The following is a 26,596-nucleotide window of genomic DNA, read 5'->3' on the forward strand; positions in this document are numbered from 1 at the left end:
GCCGACCGACTCAACGCACTCATCACCCAAGCAGCAGCATGAACCCCGAATGTTGCACCAACCACTTGACTTCGAAGTGTCGGAGCGTGCATCAACGCCACACTCGGCGGGATAGCGTCTAGCGCATGCGCATTCTGCTGATCGGCGCCGGCGGTGTGGGCGCGGCGTTCTGCTCGATCGCGACGCGGCGCGACTTCTTCGACACGGTCGTGGTCGCCGACTTCGACGAGGACCGGGCCAAGCACGCCGCCGACGCGGCGGGCGATGCGAGGTTCGTCTCCGCGCGGGTCGACGCCACCTCCGCCGACGCCGTCGCCGACCTGGTCCGCACCCACGGGATCACCCATGTGATGAACGCGGTCGACCCGCGATTCGTGATGCCGATCTTCGACGGCGCGCTGACCGGCGGCGCCGATTACCTCGACATGGCGATGAGCCTGTCGCGGCGCCACCCCGAACAGCCCTATGCGCTCACCGGGGTCAAGCTGGGCGACGAGCAGTTCGCCGCCGAGGAGCGCTGGCGCGACGCAGGTCGGCTGGCATTGGTGGGCATCGGTGTCGAGCCCGGGCTGTCGGACGTGTTCGCGCGCTACGCCGCCGACCACCTGTTCACCGAGATCGACGAGCTCGGTACCCGCGACGGGTCGAACCTGACCGTCGAGGGTTACGACTTCGCGCCGTCGTTCTCGATCTGGACCACCATCGAGGAGTGTCTCAACCCCCCGGTGATCTGGGAGGCCGACCGGGGTTGGTTCACCACCGAACCCTTCAGCGAGCCAGAGGTTTTCGACTTTCCCGACGGTATCGGCCCGGTCGAGTGCGTGAACGTCGAACACGAAGAGGTGCTGCTGATGCCGCGCTGGGTCAAATGCAAACGCGCGACGTTCAAGTACGGGCTCGGAAACGAATTCATCGACGTCCTCAAGACGCTGCACAAGCTCGGGCTCGACCGCACCGAGAAGGTGACGGTCGGCGGCGTCGAGGTCAGCCCCCGCGACGTGGTGGCCGCATGCCTGCCCAATCCCGCCGCCCTTGGGCCGAAGATGCGTGGAAAGACCTGCGCCGGGCTGTGGGTGACGGGAACCGGCAAGGACGGTAACCCCCGCTCGACCTACCTGTACCACGTCGTCGACAACGAATGGTCGATGACCGAATACGGGCATCAGTGCGTGGTCTGGCAGACGGCGATCAATCCGGTTGTCGCGCTTGAACTTCTGGCCAACGGCACCTGGAGCGGCAGCGGTGTTCTCGGCCCCGAGGCCTTCGATGCGGCGCCGTTCCTGGATCTGTTGACGGCCTACGGCTCAGCGTGGGGCCAGCACGAGCTGTAGCGCGAACGTGGATTACCCGCACGCGTCGAGGCCGGTGGGCGTGTGCCGATCCCACACTCGGCGCGGTAGGTTCTCGCCATGCCGATCGAGCTGACCGCCGAGCAGGCCGCCGCGCGACTCGCCACCGACGACACATTGGGCATACCGCTCGGTCCGGGTCAACCGCCGGCGTTCCTGCGCGCGCTGGGCGAACGCGACGACTGGACGAACCTTCGCGTCTACGGGGCGCTGCTGGCGGTCGGCACCGAACTGTTCGCCCGCCCCGGCGTGCGCTATCTGTCGGGTTTCTACGGTCCGCTCGAACGAGCCCTGCGGGACTCAGACGCCGATGTCGAGTTCGCGCCGGCGGACTTTCGCCGCTTCGGCCCGCTGCTCGAACGCCAGTCTCCGCGTGTGATGACGACTGTCGCCACACCGCCGGACGCCGACGGCTGGTGCTCGCTGGCCCTGCACGCCGGTGGCACGGTCAACGAATTGCACCGCGCCGGAGCCGATCCCGATCGCATGCTGATCGTGGAGGCATCCGAGGCCTACCCGCGCACGTTCGGGCTCGGCGACGAGCACCGGCACGCGTTGCACGTCGACGAGATCGACATCTTCGTGCACTCGGCCGACGCGCCGCTCGCACTTCCGGGCGCGGCCCCCACCGAGGCCGATGTCGCGATCGCGCGGCACGCCGTCGCCTTCATCCGGCCCGGCGCGACGTTGCAGACCGGAATCGGTTCGATCCCCAGCCAGATCGCGGCGTTGCTGGCCGAAGGCGACGGCGGCGAATACGGTTTGCACAGCGAGATGTTCACCGACGGCTGTATGCAACTGCATCGTGCGGGCAAGGTCACCAACACCGGCAAGGGCATCTACGACGGTGTGAGCGTGACGACGTTCGCGTTCGGCTCGGCGGAGCTGTACACCTGGCTCGACGGCAACCACGACGTCGCATTCCTGCCGGTGGAGATCGTCAACGCACCCGAGGTGATCGCCGCCAACCACGAGATGGTGTCCATCAACGGCGCGCTCGCGATCGACATCGGCGGCCAGGTCGTCGCCGACACCATCGACGGTAACCAGTTCAGCGGCGTCGGCGGCGCGGAAGATTTCGTCGCAGGCGCCGGTCTCGAGTTGTCGGACCGCTCGCTGATCTGTCTGCCCTCGACGTATGAGAAGAACGGGCAACTGCATTCGCGGATTGTGCCGTGGTTCGGGCCTGGCGCGGTGATCACCACGCCGCGACACCATGTCGACGTGATCGTCACCGAGTACGGCGCCGCGGAGCTGGAGGGCGCGACCGTCCGCGAACGCGGTGAGGCGCTCGCCGCGATCGCGCATCCGCAATTCCGCGACGGCCTTCTCGCTGCTGCCGAACGTGCGTCCAAGGGACGCTCGCCAGTCGTTTGATGCCCTTCCCCCCTCCCGCGAGCGACCGTGTCTGCCCCCGAAACGCCGCGCAGCGGCGTACCAAAAGCGGTCGCTCACACAGGATCTAGTCGGGCCGATAGATCCACGGTGCGCGCGGAAGCGCGGCCGGATCGAACTCAGCGAGCATGCCCTCGACGTCGCGAGCCCGCCAGCCCAGTGACTCGCTGATCTGGGCGAGCGCGCGCGGTACGCCGATCTCGGCCAGCGTCACCGCCCCGTCGCGTTTGGCCAACCGGGCGCCGTCCTCGTTGAGCACCAGTGCAACGTGGGCGTACACCGGCTCGGCGTAACCGAGCATCCGCGCCAGATACGCCTGCCGAGGCGACGAGGGCAGCAGGTCGTCCCCCCGCACCACCTGGTCGACACCCTGGGCCGCGTCGTCGACCACGACCGCGAGGTTGTAGGCCGGCACCCCGTCACCGCGGCGCACCACGAAGTCGTCGACGATGCCGGTGTAGGCGCCGTGCAGCACATCGTGGACGGTGTGCACGATCGCGTCGGTGCGCAACCGGAGCGCGGGCGGGCGCCCTGTCTCGGCGCGTCGCGTCGCGCGCTCGGCGTCGGTGAGGTCGCGGCATGTGCCCGGGTAGGCCCCCTGCGGCGCGTGCGGCGCGCGCGGAGCTTGCGCGATATCCTTTCGGCTGCAATAGCATTCGTAGAGCAGGCCACCGCCTTCCAATCCTGCGATCGCGGCGTCGTAACGCGAGCGGTGTTCGGACTGCCACTCCAGGACATCCCACGTCAACCCGATCGCCGCCAAATCGGAAAGTTGGCGCCGCCCTACCTCGTCGAACGTGCGGTCGTCGAGGTCGTCGACGCGCATGACGAAGCGACGGCCGGTCGAGCGGGCGAACAACCACGCCAGGATCGCGGTGCGCAGGTTTCCGATGTGCAGGTCCGCCGAGGGGCTCGGGGCGAACCTGCCTGCGGTCATGATCGCAATCTAACCGGCGGGCGTCCGCCGCTGCGGTGTGCTCACCCTCGGACTCCCTTCACACCGGTCATCTTTCGTGCAAAGCGGGTATCCCCCGGCGTGCGCTGGTAGTTTGCCTGTGCACCGAGAAACACGGCCCCATCGCCGGCGCTCGCCGTGCAGGCGTTCCAGGGTCGTGCCCGACGGACGCTAGGAGGCCGCACGTGGACCCCGATGGTTCCGCCAGCCCGCAGGACGAAACCGACAAGGACGCACCCTCCTCGGGTGAAGTGAAGAAAGCGATCGCGGCCTCGGCCGTCGGCAACTACACCGAATGGTTCGACTACGGGCTCTACGCCTATGGGGTCTCCTACATCTCGACGGCCATCTTCCCGGGTGACGGGGCGACCGCGACGCTGTTGGCACTGATGACGTTCGCCGTGTCCTTCCTGGTCCGCCCGCTCGGCGGTTTCGTCTGGGGACCACTGGGCGACCGCCTCGGGCGGCGTCGCATCCTGGCCATCACGATCCTGGTGATGGCCGGCGCGACGCTGTGCGTGGGTCTTGTGCCGACCTACGCCACGATCGGGATCTGGGCGCCGGTGCTGATGGTGATCCTGCGGATGATCCAGGGCTTCTCGACGGGCGGAGAGTACGGCGGCGCCGCCACGTTCATGGCCGAATACGCTCCGGCCCGCCGTCGCGGCGTGATGGGCAGCTTCCTCGAGTTCGGCACCCTGGCCGGCTTCTCGACGGGCGCGCTGCTGATGCTCGGGTTCTCGCTGATCCTGTCCGACGACCAGATGAATGTGTGGGGGTGGCGGCTGCCGTTCCTGATCGCCGCTCCCCTCGGTCTGATCGGGTTGTACCTGCGCACCCGGCTCGACGAGACGCCGGTGTTCAAGGAACTGGAGCAAACCGGCAGACAGGAAAAAAACGTCGGCGCCGAATTCAAGGACCTCCTCGCCCAGTACGGGGGACCGATCCTGCGCCTCGGCGGTCTGGTCGTCGCGCTCAATGTCGTCAACTACACGCTGCTCACCTACATGCCCACCTATCTCGAGCAGTCGATCGGCCTGTCCACCGACATGTCGTTGGTCGTGCCGATCATCGGGATGCTGTCGATGATGATCTTCCTGCCTTTCGCGGGCCTGGCGTCGGACCGGTTCGGGCGCAAGCCCGTCTGGTGGATCTCCTTGATCGGGTTGTTCATCGCGGGCATTCCGATGTTCATGCTGATGTCGACCGGGGTGATCGGCGCCGTCATCGGCTTTGCCGTGTTGGGGTTGCTCTACGTCCCGCAGTTGGCGACCATCTCGGCGACGTTCCCGGCGATGTTCCCGACACAGGTGCGGTACGCCGGTTTCGCGATCGCCTACAACGTGTCGACGGCGCTCTTCGGCGGCACGGCCCCGGCGGTCAACGACTGGTTGATCGGTGTGACGGGCGACAACCTCGTGCCTGCGTACTACATGATGGGTGCCTGCATTGTCGGCGCGATCGCCCTGACAAAGCTTCCCGAGACGGCGCGATGCCCGATCAACGGCACCGAGATACCCGGCACGCCGGAAGCGCCGCCGCAACTGGACTACGAGCTCGAGCCCAGTCGCTGAGTTCACAGGACGGCGTTGACCGCGTCGGACCAGACGCCCGCCGCCTCGTCGATCTGCCCGGCGGTCACGACGAGCGCGGGGATGAACCTGACGACCTGTCCCCAGGCGCCGCAGGTCAACAGCAGCAGGCCGCGCCTAGCGGCCTCCTGCTGCACGGCCAGTGCCGTCGCACCGTCGGGTCTTCCTGCGGCGTCACGGAATTCGGCACCGAGCATCAGCCCGAGACCGCGCACGTCGGTGATCGCGTCGAACTTGTCGCCAACCGTTTGCAAGGCCTCGCGCAACTGCGCCCCGCGTTCGGCGGCGTTGTCGACCAGTCGCTCGTCGGCGATCACGTCGAGCGTGGCCACGGCCGCCGCGCACGCCACCGCGTTGGCGCCGTAGGTACCGCCTTGGGAACCCGGCCACGCCCGCTCCATCAACGCGGCCGGCGCCGCGATGCCCGACAGCGGGAAGCCCGACGCGAGGCCCTTCGCGGTGATCAGGATGTCCGCGCGCACTTCAGAATCGCCGAAGAAGTGCTGACTGCCCCAGAACCGGCCGGTGCGCCCGAAGCCGGTCTGCACCTCGTCGACGACCAGCAGGATGCCGTGAGCGTCGGCGCGCTCGCGCAACCCGGCGAAGAAGCGCTCATTGGCGGGCACGTAGCCGCCCTCGCCGAGCACGGGTTCGACGAAGAACGCGGCGGTATCGGCGGGTGCGCTGATCGTCTGCAGCAGGTAATCCAGTTGTGCCAGAGCGAAATCGGTGGCCTGCTCGACCGGCCAGCCGAAGTGGCCGGGGTCCGGAAACGGCGAGACATGAACTCCGGCCATCAACGGCGCGAAGCCGGAGCGGAACTTGGTGCCGGAGGTGGTCATCGAGGCCGCCGCGACGGTGCGACCGTGGAACCCGCCGTGGAAGACGATGACGTTCGGCCGGCCGGTGGCCTGACGGGACAGTCGCAGGGCGGCTTCCACCGCCTCGCTTCCGGAGTTGGCGAAGAACAACCGGTCGAGCCCGGGCGGCAGCACCTCTCCCAGCCGTTCCACCAAGGTGAGCAGCGGGCGGTGCATGACCGTCGTGTACTGACCGTGGATCAGCGTGGCGACCTGGCGCTGGGCGGCCTCCACCACCCGCGGATGACAATGTCCGGTGCTGGTCACCCCGATGCCGGCGGTGAAGTCGAGGTAGGAGCGGTCGTGTTCGTCGTAGAGCAGCACCCCTTCGCCGCGGGCGGCGACGACGCCGGTCGCCTGTCGAAGGATCGAGGAGAGCTGCGGGGCTTCGGAGGCCGATTTCATGCCATGATCGTCAGCGGTGCACTGTAGATTGTCAACAATCCGACGCAGGGAGGCGTGGTGGATCGCGAACGGCACGTGATCGAGACGGTGGACAAGCGACTTTTCGTCGACGGCAAGTGGATCGATTCGAGCGGAGGGCGCACCTTCGACGTCGTGGACCCGGCGACGGGACACCTGCTGTGCGCGGTCGCCGACGCCACGCCCGCCGATGCGCGTGCGGCACTCGATGCGGCCGTCGCGGCCCAGCGCGAGTTCGCCGCGACCCCGCCGCGGGCCCGCGCCGACATGTTGATGGCCGCCTTCGAGTTACTGCACACCCGCGTCGACGACCTGGCGTTGTTGATGACGCTGGAGATGGGCAAACCCCTCGCCGAGGCCCGAGGTGAAATCGCCTACGCCGCCGAGTTCTTCCGCCACTTCGCCGAAGAGGCCACCCGGATCGACGGCGGCTATCAGACCGCACCCGCGGGTGGTGCGCGTTTCCTCATCGCCCGTCAGCCCGTCGGGCCCTGCCTGCTGATCACCCCGTGGAACTTCCCGATGGCGATGGGCACCCGCAAGCTGGGACCGGCGATCGCCGCCGGTTGCACCAGCGTGATCAAGCCGGCACACCAGACGCCGCTGACGATGTTGGCCCTGATGGGCATCCTCGACGAAGCGGGTGTGCCTGCCGGCGCCGTCAACTGCATCACCGCGATGGACGCGAACGCGGTGACCGAACCGCTGATCCGCTCGGGGCTGGCGCGCAAGCTGTCGTTCACCGGGTCGACCCGGGTGGGCCGGATTCTGCTCGAGCAGTGCGCAGAGAAGGTGTTGCGGACCTCGATGGAACTCGGTGGCAACGCTCCGTTCATCGTGTTCGCCGACGCCGATCTCGACGAGGCGGTCGACGGGGCGATGGCGGCCAAGATGCGCAACATGGGAGAGGCGTGCACGGCGGCGAACCGAATGTTCGTGCACGCGTCGGTGATCGACGAGTTCGGGCGCCGGTTGGCTGAGCGGATGGCGGCATTGCGCGTGGGCCGGGGCACCGAGGAGGGGGTCAACGTCGGCCCGCTGGTCGACGACGCCGCACTGCACAAGGTGCAGGACCTGGTCGACGACGCGGTGGGTCGCGGTGCCCGTGTGTTGACCGGCGGCACAACGGTTTCGGGTGACGGCTACTTCTACTCGCCGACCGTGCTGACCGGCGTCCCGCGCGACGCGAGGATGTCCGGTGAGGAGATCTTCGGCCCGGTCGCGCCGTTGACGCCGTTCGAAACCGAGGACGACGTCGTCGCCGCCGCCAACGACACCGAATACGGCTTGGTGGCCTACGTTTTCACCAACGATCTGCGCCGGGCGCTGCGGGTCGCCGAGGCATTGGAGACCGGCATGGTCGGCCTGAATCAGGGCGTGGTGTCCAACCCCGCCGCTCCGTTCGGCGGCGTCAAGCAGTCCGGCCTGGGCCGCGAAGGCGGTTCGGTGGGCATCGACGAGTTCCTGGAGACCAAGTACGTCGGCATCGCCCTGGCGTGAGGCTCAGGCGCCGCGCGAGACCCGCACGACCAGCCGGTCGACCGCATCCTCCATGTGCGCGATCAGCAGCTTGTCGGACAGCTGCACGTCGCCGGCCCGGATAGCGCTGGCCAGCGCATGGTGCTCGGCAATCCGATCATTGGGGTTGTCGTAGGTGTCCGCCAGCGCGTGCACACACATCCGGGTCTCCACGAGATACGTCTGGTGCATCCGCGACAGCCGCTCGCTGCCCGCGAGTTCGACAAGGCGCTCGTGGAACCGGATGTCGGCCTCGCTGCCCTCCTCGACGTCGGCGGCCGCGGCCATCTCCTCGACGATCGCCAGCAGCTCGTCGCCGGCAGACGCGTAGTCGCCCTGCAGGATTCGGCGGGTCGCGGCGCGTTCGATGGCCTCGCGCGCGAGGTACATGTCGGAGGCCACCTCGGGCGTCATGTCGATCACGAACACCCCGCGGTTGCGGATGGCGATCAGCAGACCCTCCTGCGTCAGCCGCTGCATCCCCTCGCGCAGCGGTCCGCGGCTGACGCCGAGCCTGCGGGCCAGGTCGGCTTCGATCAGCTGGGTGCCCGGGGCGAGCTCACCGTGCGCGATGGCCTGCCGAAGCTTGTCGGCGACGATGCTCGGCGTCGATTCCTGCTCCACCGGCGCCAGGAACTCGGTCACAGCCGCTCCTCGAACAGCCGGCCCAGGCCCGCGATCGCAGGCACTGCGCCGGCGAGTTGCAGGCCCTTCCACACCGTCACCTGGTTGGCGGTCAGCACTGGTTTGCCGACCGCGGCCTCGAGGCGGTCGATGATCGCCAGCGTGTGCATCGCGGTGTCGGGAACCAACACCGCTTGCGCGTCCGGGTGATCGGCAGCGGTGACCATCTGCTCCACCCGCTGCGGCTCCAGGGTGCCGACTTCGGCGGCGGTGATGATGCCGTGGCTGCCCATCGCCACCACCTCGATGCCGTCGGCGGCCAGGAACCGCACGAAGTGCTCGGCGACGTCGTGCGGGTACGACGCGGCGATCGCGACGCGTTCGATGCCGAGGTGGCGCAGCGCGTCGACGAACGCGATCGAGGTGGACGACGCCGGAACACCCGCAGCCGCAGCGACTTTCGCGGCTTGTTGGCGGGCCCCATCGGGACCGAACACGAAGCTGCCCGACGTGCACGCCCACATCACCGCCTGCGGGTGTGCGTCGGCGAGCTGGCGCACACCATCGGCCAGGCGCTCGTCGCCTCCGAGATCCAGCAGCGCGTCGACGCGGTGGGCGTCCTCACCGACGGAGGTGATGACCACGGGCAGGCGCAGTGCACCGTCGACCCTGCCCTCGAGCGCGGGGAAGTCGTCCTCGGCGCTGTGCCCCGGATAGAGCAGTCCTACGGTCGCCATGACGCCCTTTCGATCGGCAGATTGTCGACAATGTTAACAACCGGCACATCGGCAACTACGCCTCGAACAGGCGCTGACCCGCTCCCACGCCTTTGCGTCCGGCCACGCGCAGCGCCGCCCACATCGTCACCTGGTTGGCCGTGACCACCGGTTTCTGCAATTCCGCCTCGAGATCGGCGATCAGGTCGTAGGTCGGCAGGTTCGTGCAACTGATGACGATGGCCTCGGCGTCCGCGACGTCTGTGGCGCGGACCAAGTCGGCGGTCCGCGCATACGGCACCGACCAGATCTGCGAGGTCAGACCCAGTCCCGAGGTGGCCACGACCTCGATACCGGCCTCCATGAGATAGCTCGTCAACCCGATCGTCAGGTCCGAGGTGTACGGGGTGACGGTCGCGACACGCCCGACGCCGAGGTGTCGCAGCGCCTCGAGCATCGAGCCGCTGGTGGTCACCGCGGCCGGGGCGCCGGCCGCCCGCATCGCCGCGACCAGCGCGGCTTCTCCGGCCATCCCCTTGACGAAGCTGCCAGCGGTACACGCGTACGCGGTGACGATCGGAGAGACCGCCAGCACGTTCGCCGCGCCCGCGATCACGTGTTCGGGGTCGGAGATGTGCACCGCCATGTCCACGGTCACCGGCAGGGGGGCGTATCTGAGCCGGGTCACGTACAGGCTGACGTCGTCGGGCACCCAACGCCAGAGCTCCCGGTCGAGCGCGAAGTCATATGGTGTTACGACGCCTATGCCTACCTGCTGCAATGGTGGGGGCGGCACCAATTCCCCGATCCTCATTTGCACAGTGTGAGGCCAGATGACCAAACCAGCAACAGATTGTTGACAATCCTACGGCGTGTCCCTAGCCTCGGGTCGTGCCAGGCCCCCGCGAGAGCGTGCAAAATGTGCCGTCGTCGCAGGTCAGAGGTGATTTCACCCGACCAGTCGTCGCTGTCCTGTGCAAGAAGCCCACTGACCGCCCACCGGGCCTCGACGGGCTCGATGTCGACTTGCGCTACTGCACCGCCGACGACCTCGCCGACGCGGTTCGCGGCGCCCGCGCGTTGCTGCTCTGGGACTTCTTCTCGACCGCGGTGCGCGACGTGTGGCACGACGCCGGCGAGTTGGAGTGGATCCACGTCACCGCGGCGGGCGTCGACACGCTGCTGTTCGACGAACTGCGCGACTCCGACGTGGTGGTGACCAACGCCCGCGGCGTGTTCGACCGCCCGATCGCCGAGTACGTGCTCGGCGCGGTGCTCGCCCACGCCAAGGACAGCCGCACCAGCTTCGCCCTGCAGAGCGAGCACCGGTGGCAACACCGCGAGACCCGTGCCATCGCGCGGGCCCGCGCGCTCGTCGTCGGCACCGGAAGCATCGGGCGCGAGATCGCGCGGCTCCTGCGCGCGGTGGGCATGCAGGTGCGCGGGGCGGGCCGCGTCGCAACGACGGACGACCCCGACTTCGGTGTCGTGGTGGCCAGTGCGAGCTTGGCCGACGAGGTCGGCTGGTGCGATCACCTGGTGCTCGCCGCGCCGCTGACGAACGCGACGCGCGGCATGGTGGACGCCTCGGTGCTGTCGGCGATGAAGCCCGACGCGCATCTTGTCAACATCGGCCGCGGTCCGTTGGTGGCGGAGTCGGCGTTGCTTTCGGCGTTGCGCGACAACCGGATTGGCGGTGCGACGCTGGACGTGTTCGACACCGAACCGCTGCCGCCCGACCATCCGCTGTGGGACGCTCCTAACGTGACGATCACCGCACACATGGCCGGGGATGTGGTGGGTTGGCGCGAAGCCCTGGCCGAGCAATTCGTGGACAACGCGCAGCGCTGGCTGGCCGGCGAGCCATTGGTGAACGTGGTGGACAAAAAACTCGGCTACGTACCGGGCGGAGCCGCAAGCGCGGCGACGCGGGGCCCGCGATGATCCCGACCGCCGCCGAACTGGTCCAGGGCTACCGCGCCAAAACCGTCTCCCCGGTCGAGGCCACGCAGGAGGCGCTGGCCGCGATCGACGCGTACGACGGCGCGGTCAACGCCTTCGTGCTCGTCGACCCCGAGGGGGCGTTGGCCGCGGCACGGGCCTCGGAGGCACGCTGGCACGCCGGGCAGCCGCTCGGGCCCGGGGACGGCGTGCCGACGTCGATCAAGGACGCGCTGTGGACCAGGGGATGGCCGACGCTTCGGGGTAGCTGGCTCATCGACGAGCCGGGACCGTGGAACGAGGACGCGCCCTGCACGGCGCGACTTCGGGAGACCGGAGCCGTCCTGCTCGGCAAGACCACGACCCCGGAGTACTCGTGGAAGGGCGTGACCGACTCGCCCCGATACGGTGTGACCGGCAATCCGTGGGATCCCACCAAGACGGCGGGCGGTTCGAGCGGCGGCAGCGCCGCGGCGGTCGGCCTCGGCATGGGGGTGTGGTCGGTCGGCACCGATGCGGGGGGATCGGTGCGGATTCCGGCGGCGTTCACCGGAACCGTCGCGCTCAAGCCGACCTACGGCCTGATACCCCACTATCCGCCGAGCCCGTTCGGCACGCTGGCGCACCCGGGCCCGATGACGCGGACGGTCGTCGACACCGCCGCGCTGATGGATGTGATCACCGGATTCGATGCCCGGGACTGGTCGGCGATGCCGACGCCACGTGAGTCGTTCCTGACCGGGCTCGACGACGGCGTCGCGGGCCTGCGGGTGGCGTTCTCGCCGCGGCTCGGCTACGTGCGCAACGATCCGGAGGTCGAAGCCGCCGTGCGGGCCGCGGCGGCGGTGCTGGCCGATGCGGGTGCCCGGGTCGAGGAGGTCGACCCCGGGTTCCGCGACCCGATCGAGGCCTTCCACGTGCTGTGGTTCGCCGGCGCGGCAAAGGTGTTGGAGGCGTACGGCGAAGCGGTCGACGACCGGGTGGATGCGGGGTTGCGCCGGATAGCTGCGGTGGGTGCGTCGTTCTCGGCGTCGGACTACCTCGACGCGACGGCCGTGCGCATGCAACTGGGACAGACGATGGGCCGGTTCCACGAAACCTACGACGTGCTGGTCACGCCGACGCTTCCGCTGCCTGCGTTCAGCGTCGGTCGCGACGTGCCCGATGGCTGGCGGTCTCACTACTGGGCGAGTTGGACGCCATACACCTACCCGTTCAACATGACTCAGCAACCGGCGTTGAGCGTGCCGTGCGGATTCACTGCGGCGGGCCTGCCGATCGGGTTGCAGATCGTCGGCCCCCGGCACGCGGATGCGTTGGTGCTGCGGGTGGGCCGCGCCCACGAGATGGCCACCGACTGGCACCGGCGCACGCCGGCGTTGACGACACAAGGAGTTCGATGAGCAGGCTGATCACCGTGTCCCTCGACAAGCGCGGCGTCAGCTGCGTTGCCCGCATGCTCGACGACGCGGCGCCACGCACCTGCGCGGCGGTGTGGGACGCCTTATCTGACGGGCGCGTGCTTTCGTCACAGGTGTTCCACGGCAAGTATGCCCGCAACGAGATCTACACGCTGCTACCGGGATTCGCGGCCAAGGACCCGGGCAGGGAGAACACCACAGTCACGCCGATCCCCGGTGACCTGTGCTGGTTCTCCTTCGACTCCGATCAACTGGGCAACCCCGCCTACGGCTACGAGAACACCACCGGCACCGGCACCACCGGCGCGATCGTCGACCTGGCGCTGTTCTACGGCCGCAACAACCTGCTGATCAACGGCGACCAGGGCTGGGTCCCGGGCAACGTGTTCGGGGCGGTCATCGAAGGGCTCGACGAGATGGCCGAGGCCTGCCAGGACCTGTGGATGGGTGGCGTGCGCGGCGAAACCCTCAGTTTCCAACGCGCGGCGCAGGATTGACGCGCCGACTGGCTAGATCGGTTGAAGGCTAATCGGTTGTTCGCTCTGACCGGGATTGGGGTCGTTGCACGTCCCGGATTTCCAGCTGTAGCGAAGGTTGCCCGCCAAGGTCGCCGGATCGAACTCATAGGTCACATCGGCCGGGCCGGTGCTGCCGTCGGCGCACGGACGTGCGTTGAAGACGTCGTGGCGTTCGACGGTCCACGGGCCGTCGCCCTGCCTGCTGATCTGCGCGATCAGCCCGGTCGAGCTCGAAATCGTTCCACCGCAGTAACCTTCGGAGTTGCACTGCGTGGTGATCGACCACGTATTCGAGGTCGCCCCGTTGACCAGTCGGTACTCACCTTCGAGCCGCCCGTCCGCCCATGCCGGTCCCGCCGATCCGATCGCGGCACCGATGAGCATCGCCGCCGCCGCCGTCGCGCGTGTGATCGCCATCCAGGCAGCATCACACGTCAGGCGCACGGGCATCGCCGAGATGGCGAAAGTTTCCGGTCAGTCGAGGCCGGGGACGATGTCGCCCAGCAAGAAGGTGACCGGCTGCTCGAGTTGGTCGTACGTGCACGACCGTGGATCGCGGTCGGGGCGCCAGCGGTTGAACTGCGCGGTGTGGCGGAACCGTTCACCTTCCATGTGGTCGTAGCGCACCTCGACCACCCGCTCGGGCCGCAGCGGTACGAACGAGAGGTCCTTGCCGGCATTCCAGCGTGATCCCTCGTTGCGGCGTGGGGTCCGCTCACCGACCATGTGCGCCGCCCAATTCCACGGATGGTTGTCGAACGTGGTTACCAGCGGCTGCAATTCGGTGAAGAGTTCGCGACGGCGGGCCATCGGGAACGCGCCGATCACGCCGACGGACGCCAACATGCCGTCGTCCTTGTACAGCCCGAGAAGCAGCGACCCGATGGCATCGTCACCGGACTTGTGGAGGCGGTAGCCGGCGACGACGCAGTCCGCGGTCCGTTGATGCTTGATCTTGAACATCACGCGCTTGTCCGGTTGATAGGTCAGCGACAACGGCTTCGCGATGACGCCGTCGAGGCCGGCACCCTCGAACTCGTCGAACCAGCGTTGCGCCGTCGCGAGGTCCGTCGTCACCGGAGTGACGTGGAATTTCGGACCGGCGTTGGCGAGAGCGCCCACGAGCGCGGCGCGGCGTTCGCCGAAAGGCCGCTGCGTGTAATCGATGTTGTCGAGTGCGAGCAGGTCGAAGGCGATGAAGGACGCAGGCGTCTTTTGCGCCAGCATCCGGACCCGTGAGTCGGCGGGGTGGATGCGCTGCTGCAGCGCTTCGAAGTCGAGCCCACCGTCGGAGGCGACGATGATCTCGCCGTCGATGACGCACCGTTCGGGTAGCTCAGCTGTGGCGGCCTTCACCAGTTCGGGAAAGTAGCGGGTCATCGGCCGCTCGTTACGGCTGCCGAGTTCCACCTCGTCGCCGTCGCGGAAGCAGATCGACCGGAAGCCGTCCCATTTCGGTTCGTACGACGCGTCCGGCGGGATCGACACCACCGATTTCGCCAGCATCGGCGACACCGGCGGTATCACGGGCAACTGCATGAGGCCATTGTCGCAGGCCATGACCTTGCGATGACATTGCCGAGTACGGGCGGTCTACATGGGTATGGACCCCGATATAGCGAAGCAGGAAGGCCCGGCTATCCCGGCACCATCGATGGAGCAGTCCGATATCGCGGTGCCCGACATCGTCTCGCACGACGAATGGCAGGCGGCCCGTCAAGTCTGCTGGCCGAAGAGAAGGCGTTGATGAAGGAGCGGGACCGGCTCGCCGCACAGCGCCGGCGGATGCCCATGACTGAGGTGCGCGCGGACTACCGCTTCGCGGGAACCGACGGCGAAGTCGACCTCTTGGGCTTGTTCGCCGGACGGCGGCAGCTGATCGTATACCGCTTCTTCTACGCCCCCGATGTCGAGAACTGGCCCGATGGCGCATGCTCGGGCTGCTCGCTGTTCGCAGACACCGTGGTGCACCCGGCGCACCTCGCCGCACGTGACACCACCCTGGTGTTTGTCACGGCCGCTCCGCTGGAGCGCATCGCCGAGCTCAAAGCGCGGATGGGCTGGCAACGGCTCTCGTTCTTCACTCTCGTCGGAGACGAATTCTCTCGGGACTTCGGCGTCGAGGAGATGTTCGGCCTCAACGTCTTCATCCGCGACGGCGACCGTGCCTACCGCACGTACTTCGTCAACGGACGCGGCATCGAGGAGATAGGGCCGGTCTGGTCGTTCCTGGACATCACGCCTCTTGGACGACAAGAACACTGGCAGGATGTCCCGCCCGGGCGACCGCAGGGTCCCCCGTACGACTGGTGGCGCCTCCACGATGCCTACGGTCGAATAGCAGCGCGGCGGCCCGCCAATTAATCCGCCACCACCCGTGGATCTTGCCGTGGACGCAATAATGGGCCAGGTGGACCTCCCCGTGCTGCCGCCGCTGGAGCCGATGCTTGCCAAGGCCCAGGCGAAGGTCCCGCCCGAAGCCGGGATGTGGTCGTACGAGCCGAAGTGGGACGGTTTCCGTGCCCTGGTCTTCCGCGACGGTGACAAGGTCGTATTGCTCTCCCGTAGCGGTAAGGACCTCGGCCGGTATTTCCCCGACGTCGTCGAGGCCGTCCGTGACGAGCTGGCACCGCGGTGTGTGCTGGACGGCGAGATCGTCGTCCCCCGCGAGTTCGGTGGCCGCACCCGCCTCGACTGGGAGTCGCTGAGCCAGCGCATCCACCCCGCCGCCAGCCGCATCAAAATGCTGTCGGAGCAGACGCCCGCCCACTTCATCGGCTTCGACGCGCTGGCCGCCGGTGGTGACTCGCTGATGAAGCAACCCTTCCGGGTTCGCCGCGAAGCACTGCGCGACGCGGTGAACGAGAAGCAGTGGTGTCACGTCACCCGCACCACCGAAGACCCCGAACTCGGCCTGCAGTGGCTCCAGGAGTTCGAGGGAGCCGGGCTCGACGGCGTGATCGCCAAACGGCTCGACGGGCCGTATCTACCGGGCAAGCGGGAGATGGTGAAGGTCAAACACGCCCGCGACGCCGATTGTGTGGCGATGGGTTATCGCATCCACAAAAGCGGCGAAGGTATCGGCTCCATCCTGCTCGGCTTGTACCGCGACGACGGAGAACTGCAGATGGTCGGTGGCGCTGCGGCTTTCACGGCCAAGGACCGGATCAAGCTGTTGGCGGAGCTGGAGCCACTCCGTGAGGGCGACGAGATGCGCGAAGGCGACCCAAGCCGCTGGAACTCGGCCGCCGACAAGCGCTGGGTCCCCATCCGGCCGGAGAAGGTCTGCGAGGTCGCCTACGACCAGATGGAAGGAAACGGCGGTGCCGCCCAACGCTTCCGGCACGCGGTGAAGTTCCGGCGCTGGAGGCCCGACCGCGACCCGAAGAGCTGCACCTTCGACCAGCTCGACGTTCCGCTCACCTTCGATCTCTACGACGTACTGGAGTCCTGAGATGCCCAAAACCGCGGAGGAAGTCGATGTCGACGGCACGAAGGTGCGGCTGACCAACCGCGACAAGGTGTACTTCCCGAAGCTGGGCAAGGACGGCACCAAGGGCAAGCTCTTCGACTACTACCTGTCGGTCGCCGAACCGATGGTGGCGCTGCTGCGTGACCGGCCGGTGCACCTGCAACGCTTTCCCGACGGCATCGACGGCGAGGAGATCTACCAGAAGCGGGTACCGCAAAAGCATCCCGACTACCTCGAAACCTGCACCGTCACCTTTCCATCCGGCCGCACCGCCGACGCGCTGAAGGTCACCCACGCGTCGGCGATCGCATGGGCGGCCCAGATGGGCTCGATCACCCTGCACCCGTGGCAGGTGAGGTGCCCCGACACCGAGCATCCCGACGAACTGCGCATCGACTTGGACCCGCAGCCGGGAACGGGGTTCGCCGACGCCAGCTCCGTCGCGGTCGATGTGCTCAAACCGTTGCTCGACGAGTTGGGTTTGATCGGTTATCCGAAGACGTCGGGCGGGCGCGGTGTGCATGTCTTCCTCCGGATCAAGACCGATTGGGACTTCATCGACGTCCGTCGTGCGGGAATCGCGCTGGCCCGCGAGGTCGAACGCCGGGCGCCCGACGCGGTGACCACCTCGTGGTGGAAGGAAGAGCGAGGTAAGCGCATCTTCATCGACTACAACCAGAATGCGAGGGACCGAACGTTCGCTTCGCCGTACTCGGCGCGCAAGACCCCCATCGCCACCGTGTCCACTCCATTGACCTGGGACGAGCTTCGCGACGCCGACCCCGACGACTACACGATCTCATCCGTGCCCGATTTCGTTGCGGGACGGCCGGATCCGTGGGCCGACATCGATCGCAAACCGCAGTCGATCAAGAAGCTGCTGGACATGGTCAAGGCCGACGAGGAGCGCGGGCTGGGCGATCTGCCGTACCCGCCGAGTTACCCGAAGATGCCGGGGGAACCGCCGCGCGTGCAGCCGAGCAAAATGGTCGCGGCCAACTGGGACGAAGACGGAAATCCGGTCAATAGCTGAGTGTGCGGTTTGTGTGGCGCGTCACACGGGTACGGGGTGTTCATGATCAAACAAGTCAGTGTTGCCTTGGGTGTCCTCGCGGTTGCGGTCGGCTGTGCCAATCAAGCGTCCGACGATTCCGCCACCACCACGACCACCACGACGACGGACTCGGCCAGCGCCCAGGGGTTGACCACCCAGATCAACACGGTTGACGGCAGGCATGTCGCCGATGCCACCATCGACTTCTCCGGCGGGTACGCCACGGTGACCGTCGAAACCGTCGAGGACGGCATCCTGTCGCCGGGCTTCCACAGCATGCACATTCACCAGATCGGTGTCTGCGAGGCCGGCGACGGCTTCGCATCCGCGGGCGAGCACTTCCAGGCGCCCGGCCACACGGGAATGCCCGCCAGTGGCGATCTGCCGCCCCTGCTGGTGCGGTCCAACGGCGCGGGCAAGCTGGTCGCGACCAGCGACGCGTTCACCGAGGAACAGCTCACGACCCCGCAAGGGTCCTCGATCGTGCTGCACGAGAGCGCAATCATGGAGGACCCGGCCGCCGCCGAGCGGCGGATTGCATGCGGTGTCCTCAGCCCGGGAACCGCGGGCACCACCTCCGTCGAGACGCAGACGACCGTCGTCACCACGACCGCGGTTGCGCCTCCACCGCCGACCACCACGGTCACGGAAACACCGGCCACGACCACGCCGCCGGCCGAGTCTCCGGCCACCACGACGCCGCCGACCGAGACGAACACCGTCACCGTGACCGAGACCCCCTCACCGACAACCACCACGGTGGCTCCACCGCCCGGGGGCTGACACGACTCGCTCGGCACGCCGAAATACCGCCGATCGGACTCTGAACCGGGTCTGCTGTTCGCATGCGCGTTTCGACGACCGTTCGTAGATGGCTGGCGGGCCTGGCGCTGTTCGCCCTCGTGGGCAGTGGTGTCGGAGTGGCAGCCGTGATGGTCCTCGGGTCGGTCAAGGAGGCCAAGCAGACACAAGCTGCCTCAGCGCAGCGTGCGACACAGGCTCCACCGCCGAAGGTCCCGACGCCGTTTGAGTTCACGATCAACGTCGTCATCACCGACCAGCACTGTGCACCCGGCGCTCCCGGATGCTTCTACAAGTATTCGATCGAGCCGAAATACATTGGCATGCATCCGCTCCCGAAGACCCCGTTCACCGTCTTCTATGAGGTGGTCGGCGGCGACGCACCGCAGAAGGGTGAGTTCACCGTGGAGAACGGCCAGGCCCAGATTCTGCAGGACGTCGTCCTGGAAGGTCCGCCGTCGGCCCAACTGAGGGCGAACGTCCTGCAGGTGGACGGCTGAGCCGTTACCGCCGTGGCCCGACGCCGCGCGCCTGCGGCAGCGGCAGGTCGTTGTATGTGGCGATACCGGGAGGCGCCGCCACCACCGCCGGGATCGCATGGATCGGGGGCATGGCGGTCATGATGTGGCCGAGGACGAAGAAGTCCTCGATCGACTTGGCGTTCTCGATCATGTCCTGTGGGGGCAGGAAACCGACCTGCATGGTGACCGTCGGCCGGCCGTCGATCGTGATCTTCCAGCCCTCGGCGTCCATCTGCCAGTCCGGGTCGAGCGTGGTGCCCTTCTTCCACCGGACGTTGATGTCGACCACCGTCTTGCCGTCGACGATCCCCTGCCAACTGGCGTACACGCCCGCCACATGCCCGGCCGGGATGGTCCATGACGCCATCACGAGATCCTCTGTGGTCTGGGCATATTCGGGTACGCACTTGATCTCGTCGAGCTCCACACCGATCGAGTCGGCGACCAGGCGGACCGCCTCGGCGAACACCGCGGTGCCCTTCGAGGCCATCGGCTGCAGGTTCGGATCGTCGATCGCGGTGCCGAACCCGACGGGCCGTTCGGTGTCGGGGGAGTCGTAGAGCGTGGTGTCGGCGGACTCGGCGATGGTGATCTTGTCGACCCGGTCGCAGCCCGTTGCGGCCACGATGGCGAGCAGTTCCGCGAAGCCGGGGCTGATCCCGGACCCGAAGAGTGTCGAACCGCCGCGCTTGCATGCCTCTTCGAGCCTGTCGCGGTCGTCACCGAGGTTATGTCCGGTGATGAAGGATGCCGACGCCACGACGTTGACGCCGGCTTCGAGGATGCGGACCAGTTCGTCGACGTCGATCCACATCGGGTTGTAGACCACGACGTCGGGCTTCAAGGCGAGCAGGGCGTCAACGTCGTTGGTGGCCTTCACGCCGAGGGGCGCGATGCCGGCGAGTTCTCCGGCATCCTGGCCGGCCTTGTCCTGCGACCACGCATAGAGACCGACGAGTTCGTAGTTCGGGTTCGTGGCGATCGCCTGGACCGAGCTCTTACCGACGTTGCCGGTGGTCCACTGCACGACGCGATAGGGAGTGTTTGGCACCCGCACAGCATAGGAAAGCCCGGCGCTTCGCGCGGGTGTTTTTACCGCGCGGCGAAAAATTGCCTCGTGAGGCCCTAGTCTGATCGTGATGAGCGACCGGACGAGGGGTCGCCCACCCCGGATCAGCCGCGACCAGATCGTCGCGGCGGCCAGGGACGTGGCGAGCGCGGACCTGACAATGCAGGCGGTCGCTGATGCGCTCGGGGTCAGCCGCAAGGCCCTGCACTACTACGTCGGCGACCGGGAGGGCCTGCTGACGCTGGTGGTGACCGACCTGTTCGAACGCGAGCTCACCAGCGTCGAGTTGCCGGACGGCGACGACTGGCGTGCGGTTCTGCGCGCCTACACCGTCGCGTTTCGCAACGGGCTGACGCAGGTCGGCGCGGCCACGGACTTCACCCGGTTACGGGGTATCGGCGCGGTCGCGGCGTTGGCGCTCGCCGACCGAGTGCTCGACGCCTTGCTCACCGCCGGCTTCGCACCCGACACCGCCCGGTACGGGTTGACCGCGGCGTCGAACATCGCGCAGTCGGCGGCCCACAGCAGCGCGGCGCAGACGCCGTCGGGGATGCACCGGCACCGTGCCGAGACGTCGGCGGCCCTGGAGTGGGAACCGGAAGACACCTATCCGGCGCTGCGCGCCGTGCTCGCCTCGGCCGAATCCCAGCGCCACGACGCCGAGCACCAGTTCGACTTCGAGCTCGAGGTGCTCATCGCCGGCTTGGAACGACTCCTCGATTAGAGGGGCGTCAGGGTGGCCTTGGCGGTCCGTTCCAGCCCGCCGCGATCGACCCAGGTCAGGTCGACCACGTCGCCGGGATAGTGGCGGTCCAGCACGTAGGTCAGTGTCGTCGCCGAATCCAACGGGACGCCGTCGAGCACGACGAGCACGTCGCCGGGGGCGAGACCCGCCCGGTCGGCGGGCCCGCCGCGCAGCACGTCGGCGATCTGCACGCCCGGGCCGCGTTGCGCCGAGCGCACCCCGACCCCGAGCAGCACCGGCGGGCCGATGTGCACGTCGGCAGATGGTGCGCGGGACCGGATCTGGTTGGCGATCGGCAACGCGTCGTTGATCGGAATCGCGAAGCCCTCGCCGCCCGGACCGAACCGGAAGTTCACCGAAGCCGCGGTGGTGATGCCGACGACCTGACCGGCGCCGTTGACCACCGGGCCGCCCGAGTCGCCCGCGACGACCGGTGCGGCGAACTCGAATAGACCCGCGAGTTCGTCCTTGCTGCCGGTCAGTGAGTCCTCGGCGTTCACGGTCCGGCCGAATGCGGTGATCGTGCCGACCTCGCGGGTCAGCGGTCCGTTCGTCCCGTTGGCGTTGCCGAGCGCGACGACGGGCTCACCGGCCGCCAGGAGCGCGGAATCACCGATCGGGGCGACCGGCAGGCCGATCCCGCCGATCAGCTGCAACACCGCGATGTCACGCTTGCGGTTGTAGCCGAGCAGCTCAGCCGGGTAGGACCGGCCTCCGACGCTCGCGGTGATCCGGTCCGCGCCGGACACGACGTGGAAGTTGGTCAGGACCAGGCCGTTGGGATCGATCACGAATCCGGCGCCGTTTCCGTATGCGCCCTGATAGTCGATCTCGGTGTCGATTCGGACCACGGACGGTTCGACTTGAGCGGCGGCCGCGACGGGGTCACCGGGGGCGGCCGCAGCCGGAAACACCGGCGCCACCACGGCCAACGCCATGGCCAATGCGATCAGCAGCGTCGTGAATGGACGCCGAAAGGGGATTTTGCCCATAGGCCCATATTGCCCGATGCCGAGACGACTAATCGTCTAGCGCGACGCCCCCGCGCAAGCGCCGACGGCGACGACGTGCGGGTTCGGGTCTGCGATTACGCAGTTTGCCGTCATCGGATTCGGCTTCTTCGGCGGTCTCGGCCCCAGATTCCTCGGCAGCGGACTCGGATTCGTCGGCCTTCGCCTCGACCTCGGCGTCTTCGGTGGCCTCGGCCTCCTCAGCGTCGTCCTTCTCGGGGGACTCGTCGGCCACCTCGGCGTCGTCTCCCGCGTCGTCGACGGCCTCGGGCCGGTCTTCGGCCTGGTCCTCTGGCTCGTCCTTCGCGCCCTTGCGGCGAGAGCGGCGCTGCTTCGGCTCCTTGACCTTCAGCGGTTTCGGCGGAGGCGGCGGCATCTCGGCGACTGAAGCGAGGTAGAAGGCGAACACGCCGAGCAGCCCGATTGCCGCGGCGGCGCCGTAGATGCCGAACAGCCACCTACCTGCGCTGTCGAGCGACAGCCAGATCTCGCTGACGGCCGCGCCGATGATCAACACGCCGGCCAGCACATGCAGCGCGATCGACACGGTCCGCAGCCTCAGTGCCATCTGGGGTGTGCCGAATTCCGGCCGCCGAGTCCGCAGCAGGGTGAACACCACCGGCAGCGCGGCGAGCCCGATCAACGCGCCGCACACAATGCGCATCACGGTGCCGAAAGTGTGCGGAATCTCACCGGAGAGCTCATACCAGCGGGGCAGGACGAAGAAGAAGTACAGAACACCGGCTACGACGCTGAACAACGCGTGCCAGGTCACCGCGACAGTGCGGCTCATTCTCCTCCTAGACGATTGTTTGGCCCCGGGGTGCGACCGGGCCTGACCGTCGAAACCGCCGACACGCCGCACCCCGGGCCGAGTGCGGAGGATGCGGGATTTGAACCCGCGAGGGCTATTAACCCAACCCGCGTTCCAGGCGAGCGCCATAGGCCACTAGGCGAATCCTCCGCGGGCCATGGTAGCCGACTCAGACCAGAGCCGATCCGGATGCGACCGGCTCGGGTATTAGACTCGCCGTGGACCCCGCGCGGCGTCCATCCTGTGAACTCCCCCAGGGCCGGAAGGCAGCAAGGGTCAATGGGCTCTGGCGGGTGCGCGGGGTCCCCATTCTTTTCCCGCACTTCAGTCGAAAGGCCTTCGGTGTCATTTCTGTCGCTCGGCCGGGACGAACTCGCCGCAGAACACGAGCAGCAGAAGCGCAACTACGCCGAACTGCAGGCCAAGGGGCTCAAACTCGACCTGACCCGGGGTAAGCCTTCCGCGGCACAGCTGGACCTGTCCAACGAACTGCTCGAGCTGCCTGGTTCCGACGACTTCCGCGACGGCGACGGCACCGACGTCCGCAACTACGGGGGTGTGCACGGGCTGCCCGAACTGCGCGCGATCTTCGGCGAACTGCTCGGCATCCCGGTGCAGAACCTGATCGCCGGCAACAACGCCAGCCTCGAGCTGATGCACGACGTCGTCGTGTTCTCGATGCTGCACGGCGGCCCGGACTCGGCGCGGCCGTGGTCCCAGGAGCCCGTCCTGAAGTTTCTGTGCCCGGCGCCCGGCTACGACCGGCACTTCGCGATCACGGAAAGCCTTGGCATCGAGATGATCACCGTGCCGATGCTCGAGGACGGACCCGACGTCGACCTCATCGAGGAACTCGTCGCGGCCGATCCCGCCATCAAGGGAATGTGGTGCGTGCCGGTGTACTCGAACCCCACCGGGGTGTCCTTCTCCTGGGAGACGGTGCGTCGGTTGGTCCAGATGCGAACGGCGGCAAACGATTTCCGCTTGATGTGGGACAACGCCTACGCGGTGCACACCTTGACCCACGACTTCGTCCGCAACGTCGACGTGCTCGGGTTGGCCGAGGCCGCGGGCAACGGGAATCGCCCGCTGGTGTTCGCGTCGACGTCGAAGATCACCTTCGCGGGCGCAGGGGTCAGCTTTCTGGGCGCCTCGCTGGGCAACATCACCTGGTACCTCCAGCACGCAGGCAAGAAGTCGATCGGGCCGGACAAGGTCAACCAGCTGCGCCATCTGCGATTCTTCCGCGATGCCGACGGAGTGCGCCTGCAGATGCAGCGCCACCGGGAGCTGCTGGCCCCGAAGTTCGCCGCGGTGTTGGAGATTCTGTCCGAGCGGTTCGGCGATTCGAAGATCGCTTCGTGGACCGAACCCAAGGGCGGGTACTTCATCAGCCTCGACGTCCTGCCGGGCACGGCCAAGCGCACCGTGGCGCTCGCCAAGGATGCGGGCATCGCGGTGACGGAGGCGGGCGCCACGTTCCCGTATCGAAAAGACCCGGAAGACAAGAACATCCGCATCGCGCCGACGATGCCGCCCGAGCCCGAGCTGCGGGCTGCGATCGACGGTCTGGCGACCTGCGCACTGCTCTCGGCGACCGAGTCGTTGCTGAACGGCTCTTAGTCGGCCTCCGGGGCTCGTTTGTGCATCTGACGACGGAATTCGCCGAAAGCGTCGTCAGATTCACAACCGACACCCACGCGAGCGACGAAGGGCCACGGCAGCTCGGTCATGCTCGTACGGTGCAGGCGCGCACCGACGGATCACCGCTGCGGTCGCGAGTCATCCACAGGGTCGCCACCGTATGTGAACCTGACGACCCTTTGAGCGTCCAAACCGTCGCCAGATGCACAATCCAGCGAGCACAGTGGTGGCCCGTCGAGCCGTCACACCGCGCCGGTAGCCTGCTGATCGTGGCGCTCTACCGCAAGTACCGGCCCGCGACCTTCGCCGAAGTCGTCGGCCAGGAACATGTCACCGAGCCGCTGTCGACGGCACTGACGTCGGGCCGGATCAACCACGCGTATCTGTTCTCCGGTCCGCGCGGGTGCGGCAAGACTTCGTCGGCGCGCATCCTGGCGCGGTCGCTGAACTGTGAGCAGGGCCCGACGGCCACCCCGTGCGGAGTGTGCGATTCGTGCGTGGCCCTCGCACCGAACGGGCCCGGCAGCGTCGACGTCGTCGAACTCGATGCCGCCAGCCACGGCGGCGTGGACGACACCCGTGAGTTGCGTGACCGCGCGTTCTACGCCCCCGCGCAGTCGCGGTACCGGATCTTCATCGTCGACGAAGCGCACATGGTCACCACGGCGGGCTTCAACGCGCTGCTGAAGATCGTCGAGGAACCGCCCGAACATCTGATCTTCGTGTTCGCGACCACCGAGCCGGAGAAGGTGCTGCCGACCATCCGCTCGCGCACACACCACTACCCGTTCCGGCTGCTGGCCCCGCGCACCATGCGCACGCTGCTTGAAGGCATCTGCGAACAGGAGAACGTCACCGTCGACGACGCGGTGTACCCGCTGGTGATCCGCGCCGGCGGCGGCTCACCCCGCGACACCCTGTCGGTACTCGACCAATTGCTCGCCGGTGCCGAGGGCAACCACGTCAACTACACGCGGGCGTTGGCACTGCTGGGTGCGACGGACGTCGCGCTCATCGACGACGCGATCGACGCGCTCGCCGCCGGCGACGGCGCGGCGCTCTTCGGGGTCGTCGAGGCGGTGATCGACGCCGGTCACGACCCGCGCCGGTTCGCGACCGACCTGTTGGAGCGGTTCCGCGACCTGATCATCCTGCAGTCGGTACCCGACGCCGCGGCGCGTGGAGTCGTCGACGGACCGGAGGATGTGCTCGACCGGATGCGCGAGCAGGCCACCCGCATCGGCATCGCGACGCTGACCCGTTACGCCGAAGTGGTACACGCCGGCCTCGGTGAGATGCGCGGCGCCACCGCGCCCCGGCTGCTGTTGGAGGTGGTGTGCGCGCGGCTGCTGCTCCCGTCCGCTAGTGACACGGAATCGGCGCTGCTGCAACGGATCGAGCGCATCGAGACCAGGCTGGACATGTCGATACCGGCCGGGGAGGGCCAGTCGGTTCAGGCGGGTGGGCCGCCGCGGCAGTACGCCCGCAGGAGTAAGGCCGAGGCGCAGCCCGCCGATTCGCCGCCGCCGCCCCGCAGCGAGCCGCGGCCCGAACCCAAACCCGAACCCAAACCCGAACCCGAACCCAAGGCCGAACCCAAGCCTGAATCCGCGCCGACAGCGCCGGCTGCCGAGAGCAAACCGCCGTCGCCGCCGCCGGTGCGGCCGCCGTCCGATCCGGTCGTGGCGGCGCCGCCGCCTGCCGCGGTGACCGGTGAGCCGAACGCCGCCGCCGTGCGCAGCATGTGGTCGACGGTGCGGGACAAGGTGCGCGAGCGCAGCCGCACCACCGAAGTGATGTTGTCGGGTGCGATCGTCCGCGCGGTCGAGGGCGACACGCTGGTACTCAGCCACGACTCGGCGCCGCTGGCCAAGCGGTTGACCGAACAACGCAACGCCGACGTCATCCGCGAAGCGCTGAAGGACGCCCTCGGGGTGAACTGGAAGATCCGCTGCGAGGCGGGTTCGGCCGCCGCGCCACCGCCGACGGAACCGGTCCCGGCCGGCCCGCCGCCCCGCAGCGACGACGACGAGGAAGCCATGCTGGCCGAGGCCGGCAGCGACACCTCGGACACACCGCGCCGCGATCCGGAGGAAGCCGCGCTCGAGCTACTGCAGAACGAGTTGGGCGCCCGGCGTATCGACGGCTGAAGCT

General features: G+C 67.8%; 25 protein-coding genes, 1 tRNA gene and 1 other RNA gene. 16 read left to right on the top strand and 11 right to left on the bottom strand.

What is annotated here, in order from left to right:
* The first annotated feature begins 125 nt into the window (after positions 1-125).
* Both A5759_RS07540 and A5759_RS07545 read left to right on the top strand, forming a co-directional pair.
* Positions 126-1,331, top strand: a complete 1,206-nt coding sequence (locus A5759_RS07540; RefSeq protein WP_068195859.1) for a saccharopine dehydrogenase family protein — start codon at positions 126-128, stop codon at positions 1,329-1,331.
* 78 nt (positions 1,332-1,409) lie between these two features.
* The gene (locus A5759_RS07545) at positions 1,410-2,726 is read left to right on the top strand and encodes an acetyl-CoA hydrolase/transferase family protein (protein ID WP_068195862.1); all 1,317 of its coding nucleotides are present in this window, start codon (positions 1,410-1,412) and stop codon (positions 2,724-2,726) included.
* Between the two features lie 85 nt (positions 2,727-2,811).
* On the opposite strand, the gene gluQRS is transcribed toward A5759_RS07545, so the two are convergent.
* The gene (gluQRS, locus tag A5759_RS07550) at positions 2,812-3,681 is read right to left on the bottom strand and encodes a tRNA glutamyl-Q(34) synthetase GluQRS (protein WP_068195864.1); all 870 of its coding nucleotides are present in this window, start codon (positions 3,679-3,681) and stop codon (positions 2,812-2,814) included.
* Between the two features lie 269 nt (positions 3,682-3,950).
* Here gluQRS and A5759_RS07555 point away from each other — a divergent pair, with 269 nt between their 5' ends.
* Positions 3,951-5,273, top strand: coding sequence for an MFS transporter (locus A5759_RS07555; RefSeq protein ID WP_231984590.1), 1,323 nt, complete (start codon positions 3,951-3,953; stop codon positions 5,271-5,273).
* A gap of 2 nt (positions 5,274-5,275) precedes the next feature.
* On the opposite strand, the gene A5759_RS07560 is transcribed toward A5759_RS07555, so the two are convergent.
* On the bottom strand, positions 5,276-6,556 hold the full coding sequence (locus A5759_RS07560) for an aspartate aminotransferase family protein (RefSeq protein ID WP_068196089.1): 1,281 nt from the start codon (positions 6,554-6,556) through the stop codon (positions 5,276-5,278).
* Positions 6,557-6,613: 57 nt separating this feature from the next.
* Here A5759_RS07560 and A5759_RS07565 point away from each other — a divergent pair, with 57 nt between their 5' ends.
* The gene (locus tag A5759_RS07565; RefSeq protein WP_231984581.1) at positions 6,614-8,074 is read left to right on the top strand and encodes an NAD-dependent succinate-semialdehyde dehydrogenase; all 1,461 of its coding nucleotides are present in this window, start codon (positions 6,614-6,616) and stop codon (positions 8,072-8,074) included.
* A gap of 3 nt (positions 8,075-8,077) precedes the next feature.
* Here A5759_RS07565 and A5759_RS07570 read toward each other — a convergent pair whose 3' ends face one another.
* The 3 genes from A5759_RS07570 to A5759_RS07580 are packed head-to-tail and all read right to left on the bottom strand — an operon-like array spanning position 8,078 to position 10,246.
* Positions 8,078-8,737, bottom strand: a complete 660-nt coding sequence (locus A5759_RS07570) for a GntR family transcriptional regulator (RefSeq protein WP_068195871.1) — start codon at positions 8,735-8,737, stop codon at positions 8,078-8,080.
* The gene (locus A5759_RS07575) at positions 8,734-9,453 is read right to left on the bottom strand and encodes an aspartate/glutamate racemase family protein (RefSeq protein WP_197505991.1); all 720 of its coding nucleotides are present in this window, start codon (positions 9,451-9,453) and stop codon (positions 8,734-8,736) included. The genes A5759_RS07570 and A5759_RS07575 overlap by 4 nt, the downstream gene beginning before the upstream one ends.
* Positions 9,454-9,508: 55 nt before the next feature.
* Positions 9,509-10,246, bottom strand: coding sequence for an Asp/Glu racemase (locus tag A5759_RS07580; RefSeq protein WP_197505992.1), 738 nt, complete (start codon positions 10,244-10,246; stop codon positions 9,509-9,511).
* Positions 10,247-10,344: 98 nt separating this feature from the next.
* On the opposite strand from A5759_RS07580, the gene A5759_RS07585 reads away from it, so the two are divergent.
* From A5759_RS07585 to A5759_RS07595, 3 genes are read left to right on the top strand one after another with little or no spacing between them, the layout of a single operon-like run.
* Complete coding sequence (locus A5759_RS07585; RefSeq protein ID WP_068196098.1) at positions 10,345-11,376, top strand: D-2-hydroxyacid dehydrogenase; 1,032 nt, start codon at positions 10,345-10,347, stop codon at positions 11,374-11,376.
* Positions 11,373-12,776, top strand: a complete 1,404-nt coding sequence (locus tag A5759_RS07590; RefSeq protein WP_068195873.1) for an amidase — start codon at positions 11,373-11,375, stop codon at positions 12,774-12,776. Before A5759_RS07585 ends, A5759_RS07590 begins: the two co-directional genes overlap by 4 nt.
* The gene (locus A5759_RS07595) at positions 12,773-13,291 is read left to right on the top strand and encodes a DUF3830 family protein (protein ID WP_066846851.1); all 519 of its coding nucleotides are present in this window, start codon (positions 12,773-12,775) and stop codon (positions 13,289-13,291) included. Before A5759_RS07590 ends, A5759_RS07595 begins: the two co-directional genes overlap by 4 nt.
* Before the next feature lie 12 nt (positions 13,292-13,303).
* Here the strand turns inward: A5759_RS07595 and A5759_RS07600 are convergent, their stop codons facing one another.
* Together A5759_RS07600 and A5759_RS07605 are read right to left on the bottom strand one after the other, a co-directional pair.
* Positions 13,304-13,729 carry a hypothetical protein gene (locus A5759_RS07600; RefSeq protein WP_066846854.1) on the bottom strand — a complete coding sequence of 142 codons (426 nt, stop codon included), beginning with the start codon at positions 13,727-13,729 and terminating at the stop codon, positions 13,304-13,306.
* A gap of 57 nt (positions 13,730-13,786) precedes the next feature.
* Positions 13,787-14,851 carry an ATP-dependent DNA ligase gene (locus A5759_RS07605; RefSeq protein ID WP_068196101.1) on the bottom strand — a complete coding sequence of 355 codons (1,065 nt, stop codon included), beginning with the start codon at positions 14,849-14,851 and terminating at the stop codon, positions 13,787-13,789.
* Positions 14,852-15,013: 162 nt separating this feature from the next.
* Between A5759_RS07605 and A5759_RS07610 the strand changes: the two genes are divergently transcribed.
* From A5759_RS07610 to A5759_RS07630, 5 genes are all read left to right on the top strand, one after another.
* Positions 15,014-15,676, top strand: a complete 663-nt coding sequence (locus tag A5759_RS07610) for a DUF899 family protein (protein WP_231984582.1) — start codon at positions 15,014-15,016, stop codon at positions 15,674-15,676.
* 37 nt (positions 15,677-15,713) lie between these two features.
* The gene (locus A5759_RS07615) at positions 15,714-16,766 is read left to right on the top strand and encodes an ATP-dependent DNA ligase (protein ID WP_068195876.1); all 1,053 of its coding nucleotides are present in this window, start codon (positions 15,714-15,716) and stop codon (positions 16,764-16,766) included.
* Between the two features lies 1 nt (position 16,767).
* Positions 16,768-17,817 carry a non-homologous end-joining DNA ligase gene (gene ligD / locus A5759_RS07620; RefSeq protein ID WP_068195880.1) on the top strand — a complete coding sequence of 350 codons (1,050 nt, stop codon included), beginning with the start codon at positions 16,768-16,770 and terminating at the stop codon, positions 17,815-17,817.
* A 42-nt stretch (positions 17,818-17,859) separates the two neighbouring features.
* Entirely contained in the window at positions 17,860-18,621 is a 762-nt protein-coding gene (locus A5759_RS07625; RefSeq protein ID WP_197505993.1) for a superoxide dismutase family protein, read from the top strand.
* A 62-nt stretch (positions 18,622-18,683) separates the two neighbouring features.
* Entirely contained in the window at positions 18,684-19,139 is a 456-nt protein-coding gene (locus tag A5759_RS07630; RefSeq protein WP_068195883.1) for a hypothetical protein, read from the top strand.
* Between the two features lie 4 nt (positions 19,140-19,143).
* Here A5759_RS07630 and A5759_RS07635 read toward each other — a convergent pair whose 3' ends face one another.
* Positions 19,144-20,211, bottom strand: a complete 1,068-nt coding sequence (locus A5759_RS07635) for a dihydrodipicolinate reductase (protein WP_068196107.1) — start codon at positions 20,209-20,211, stop codon at positions 19,144-19,146.
* Positions 20,212-20,299: 88 nt separating this feature from the next.
* Here A5759_RS07635 and A5759_RS07640 point away from each other — a divergent pair, with 88 nt between their 5' ends.
* Entirely contained in the window at positions 20,300-20,953 is a 654-nt protein-coding gene (locus tag A5759_RS07640) for a TetR/AcrR family transcriptional regulator C-terminal domain-containing protein (protein ID WP_068195886.1), read from the top strand.
* Here A5759_RS07640 and A5759_RS07645 read toward each other — a convergent pair.
* The 3 genes from A5759_RS07645 to A5759_RS07655 form a co-directional block, all read right to left on the bottom strand.
* Complete coding sequence (locus A5759_RS07645) at positions 20,950-21,966, bottom strand: S1C family serine protease (protein WP_066846872.1); 1,017 nt, start codon at positions 21,964-21,966, stop codon at positions 20,950-20,952. The two genes, A5759_RS07640 and A5759_RS07645, sit on opposite strands and share 4 nt — an antisense overlap.
* 28 nt (positions 21,967-21,994) lie before the next feature.
* Positions 21,995-22,777 carry a hypothetical protein gene (locus A5759_RS07650; RefSeq protein WP_068195889.1) on the bottom strand — a complete coding sequence of 261 codons (783 nt, stop codon included), beginning with the start codon at positions 22,775-22,777 and terminating at the stop codon, positions 21,995-21,997.
* A gap of 85 nt (positions 22,778-22,862) precedes the next feature.
* Positions 22,863-22,948 (bottom strand) — tRNA-Ser (locus A5759_RS07655).
* Between the two features lie 67 nt (positions 22,949-23,015).
* Between A5759_RS07655 and ffs the strand changes: the two genes are divergently transcribed.
* The 3 genes from ffs to A5759_RS07670 all read left to right on the top strand — a co-directional run bounded on the left by ffs (position 23,016) and on the right by A5759_RS07670 (position 26,592).
* An RNA gene (gene ffs, locus A5759_RS07660) (signal recognition particle sRNA small type) lies at positions 23,016-23,110 on the top strand.
* Positions 23,111-23,140: 30 nt separating this feature from the next.
* Positions 23,141-24,421 (top strand): aminotransferase class I/II-fold pyridoxal phosphate-dependent enzyme, encoded by a 1,281-nt coding sequence (locus tag A5759_RS07665; protein ID WP_068195893.1) that lies wholly within the window; start codon positions 23,141-23,143, stop codon positions 24,419-24,421.
* Between the two features lie 290 nt (positions 24,422-24,711).
* Complete coding sequence (locus tag A5759_RS07670) at positions 24,712-26,592, top strand: DNA polymerase III subunits gamma/tau (protein ID WP_068196110.1); 1,881 nt, start codon at positions 24,712-24,714, stop codon at positions 26,590-26,592.
* Positions 26,593-26,596: the final 4 nt, after the last annotated feature.

Origin of the sequence: Mycobacterium sp. 852014-52144_SCH5372336, assembly GCF_001665615.1 — a bacterium.
GTDB classification, from domain to species: Bacteria; Actinomycetota; Actinomycetes; order Mycobacteriales; family Mycobacteriaceae; genus Mycobacterium; species Mycobacterium neumannii_A.

Bases quoted from the DNA above. Each gene is read 5' to 3' on its own strand.
- A5759_RS07540 (WP_068195859.1), top strand. From the start codon at position 126: ATGCGCATTCTGCTGATCGGCGCCGGCGGTGTGGGCGCGGCGTTCTGC.
- A5759_RS07545 (WP_068195862.1), top strand. From the start codon at position 1,410: ATGCCGATCGAGCTGACCGCCGAGCAGGCCGCCGCGCGACTCGCCACC.
- gluQRS (WP_068195864.1), bottom strand. From the start codon at position 3,681: ATGACCGCAGGCAGGTTCGCCCCGAGCCCCTCGGCGGACCTGCACATC.
- A5759_RS07560 (WP_068196089.1), bottom strand. From the start codon at position 6,556: ATGAAATCGGCCTCCGAAGCCCCGCAGCTCTCCTCGATCCTTCGACAG.
- A5759_RS07575 (WP_197505991.1), bottom strand. From the start codon at position 9,453: ATGGCGACCGTAGGACTGCTCTATCCGGGGCACAGCGCCGAGGACGAC.
- A5759_RS07580 (WP_197505992.1), bottom strand. From the start codon at position 10,246: ATGAGGATCGGGGAATTGGTGCCGCCCCCACCATTGCAGCAGGTAGGC.
- A5759_RS07590 (WP_068195873.1), top strand. From the start codon at position 11,373: ATGATCCCGACCGCCGCCGAACTGGTCCAGGGCTACCGCGCCAAAACC.
- A5759_RS07595 (WP_066846851.1), top strand. From the start codon at position 12,773: ATGAGCAGGCTGATCACCGTGTCCCTCGACAAGCGCGGCGTCAGCTGC.
- A5759_RS07600 (WP_066846854.1), bottom strand. From the start codon at position 13,729: ATGGCGATCACACGCGCGACGGCGGCGGCGGCGATGCTCATCGGTGCC.
- A5759_RS07605 (WP_068196101.1), bottom strand. From the start codon at position 14,851: ATGCAGTTGCCCGTGATACCGCCGGTGTCGCCGATGCTGGCGAAATCG.
- A5759_RS07610 (WP_231984582.1), top strand. From the start codon at position 15,014: ATGGCAGGCGGCCCGTCAAGTCTGCTGGCCGAAGAGAAGGCGTTGATG.
- A5759_RS07615 (WP_068195876.1), top strand. From the start codon at position 15,714: ATGGGCCAGGTGGACCTCCCCGTGCTGCCGCCGCTGGAGCCGATGCTT.
- ligD (WP_068195880.1), top strand. From the start codon at position 16,768: ATGCCCAAAACCGCGGAGGAAGTCGATGTCGACGGCACGAAGGTGCGG.
- A5759_RS07625 (WP_197505993.1), top strand. From the start codon at position 17,860: ATGATCAAACAAGTCAGTGTTGCCTTGGGTGTCCTCGCGGTTGCGGTC.
- A5759_RS07630 (WP_068195883.1), top strand. From the start codon at position 18,684: ATGCGCGTTTCGACGACCGTTCGTAGATGGCTGGCGGGCCTGGCGCTG.
- A5759_RS07640 (WP_068195886.1), top strand. From the start codon at position 20,300: ATGAGCGACCGGACGAGGGGTCGCCCACCCCGGATCAGCCGCGACCAG.
- A5759_RS07645 (WP_066846872.1), bottom strand. From the start codon at position 21,966: ATGGGCAAAATCCCCTTTCGGCGTCCATTCACGACGCTGCTGATCGCA.
- A5759_RS07650 (WP_068195889.1), bottom strand. From the start codon at position 22,777: ATGAGCCGCACTGTCGCGGTGACCTGGCACGCGTTGTTCAGCGTCGTA.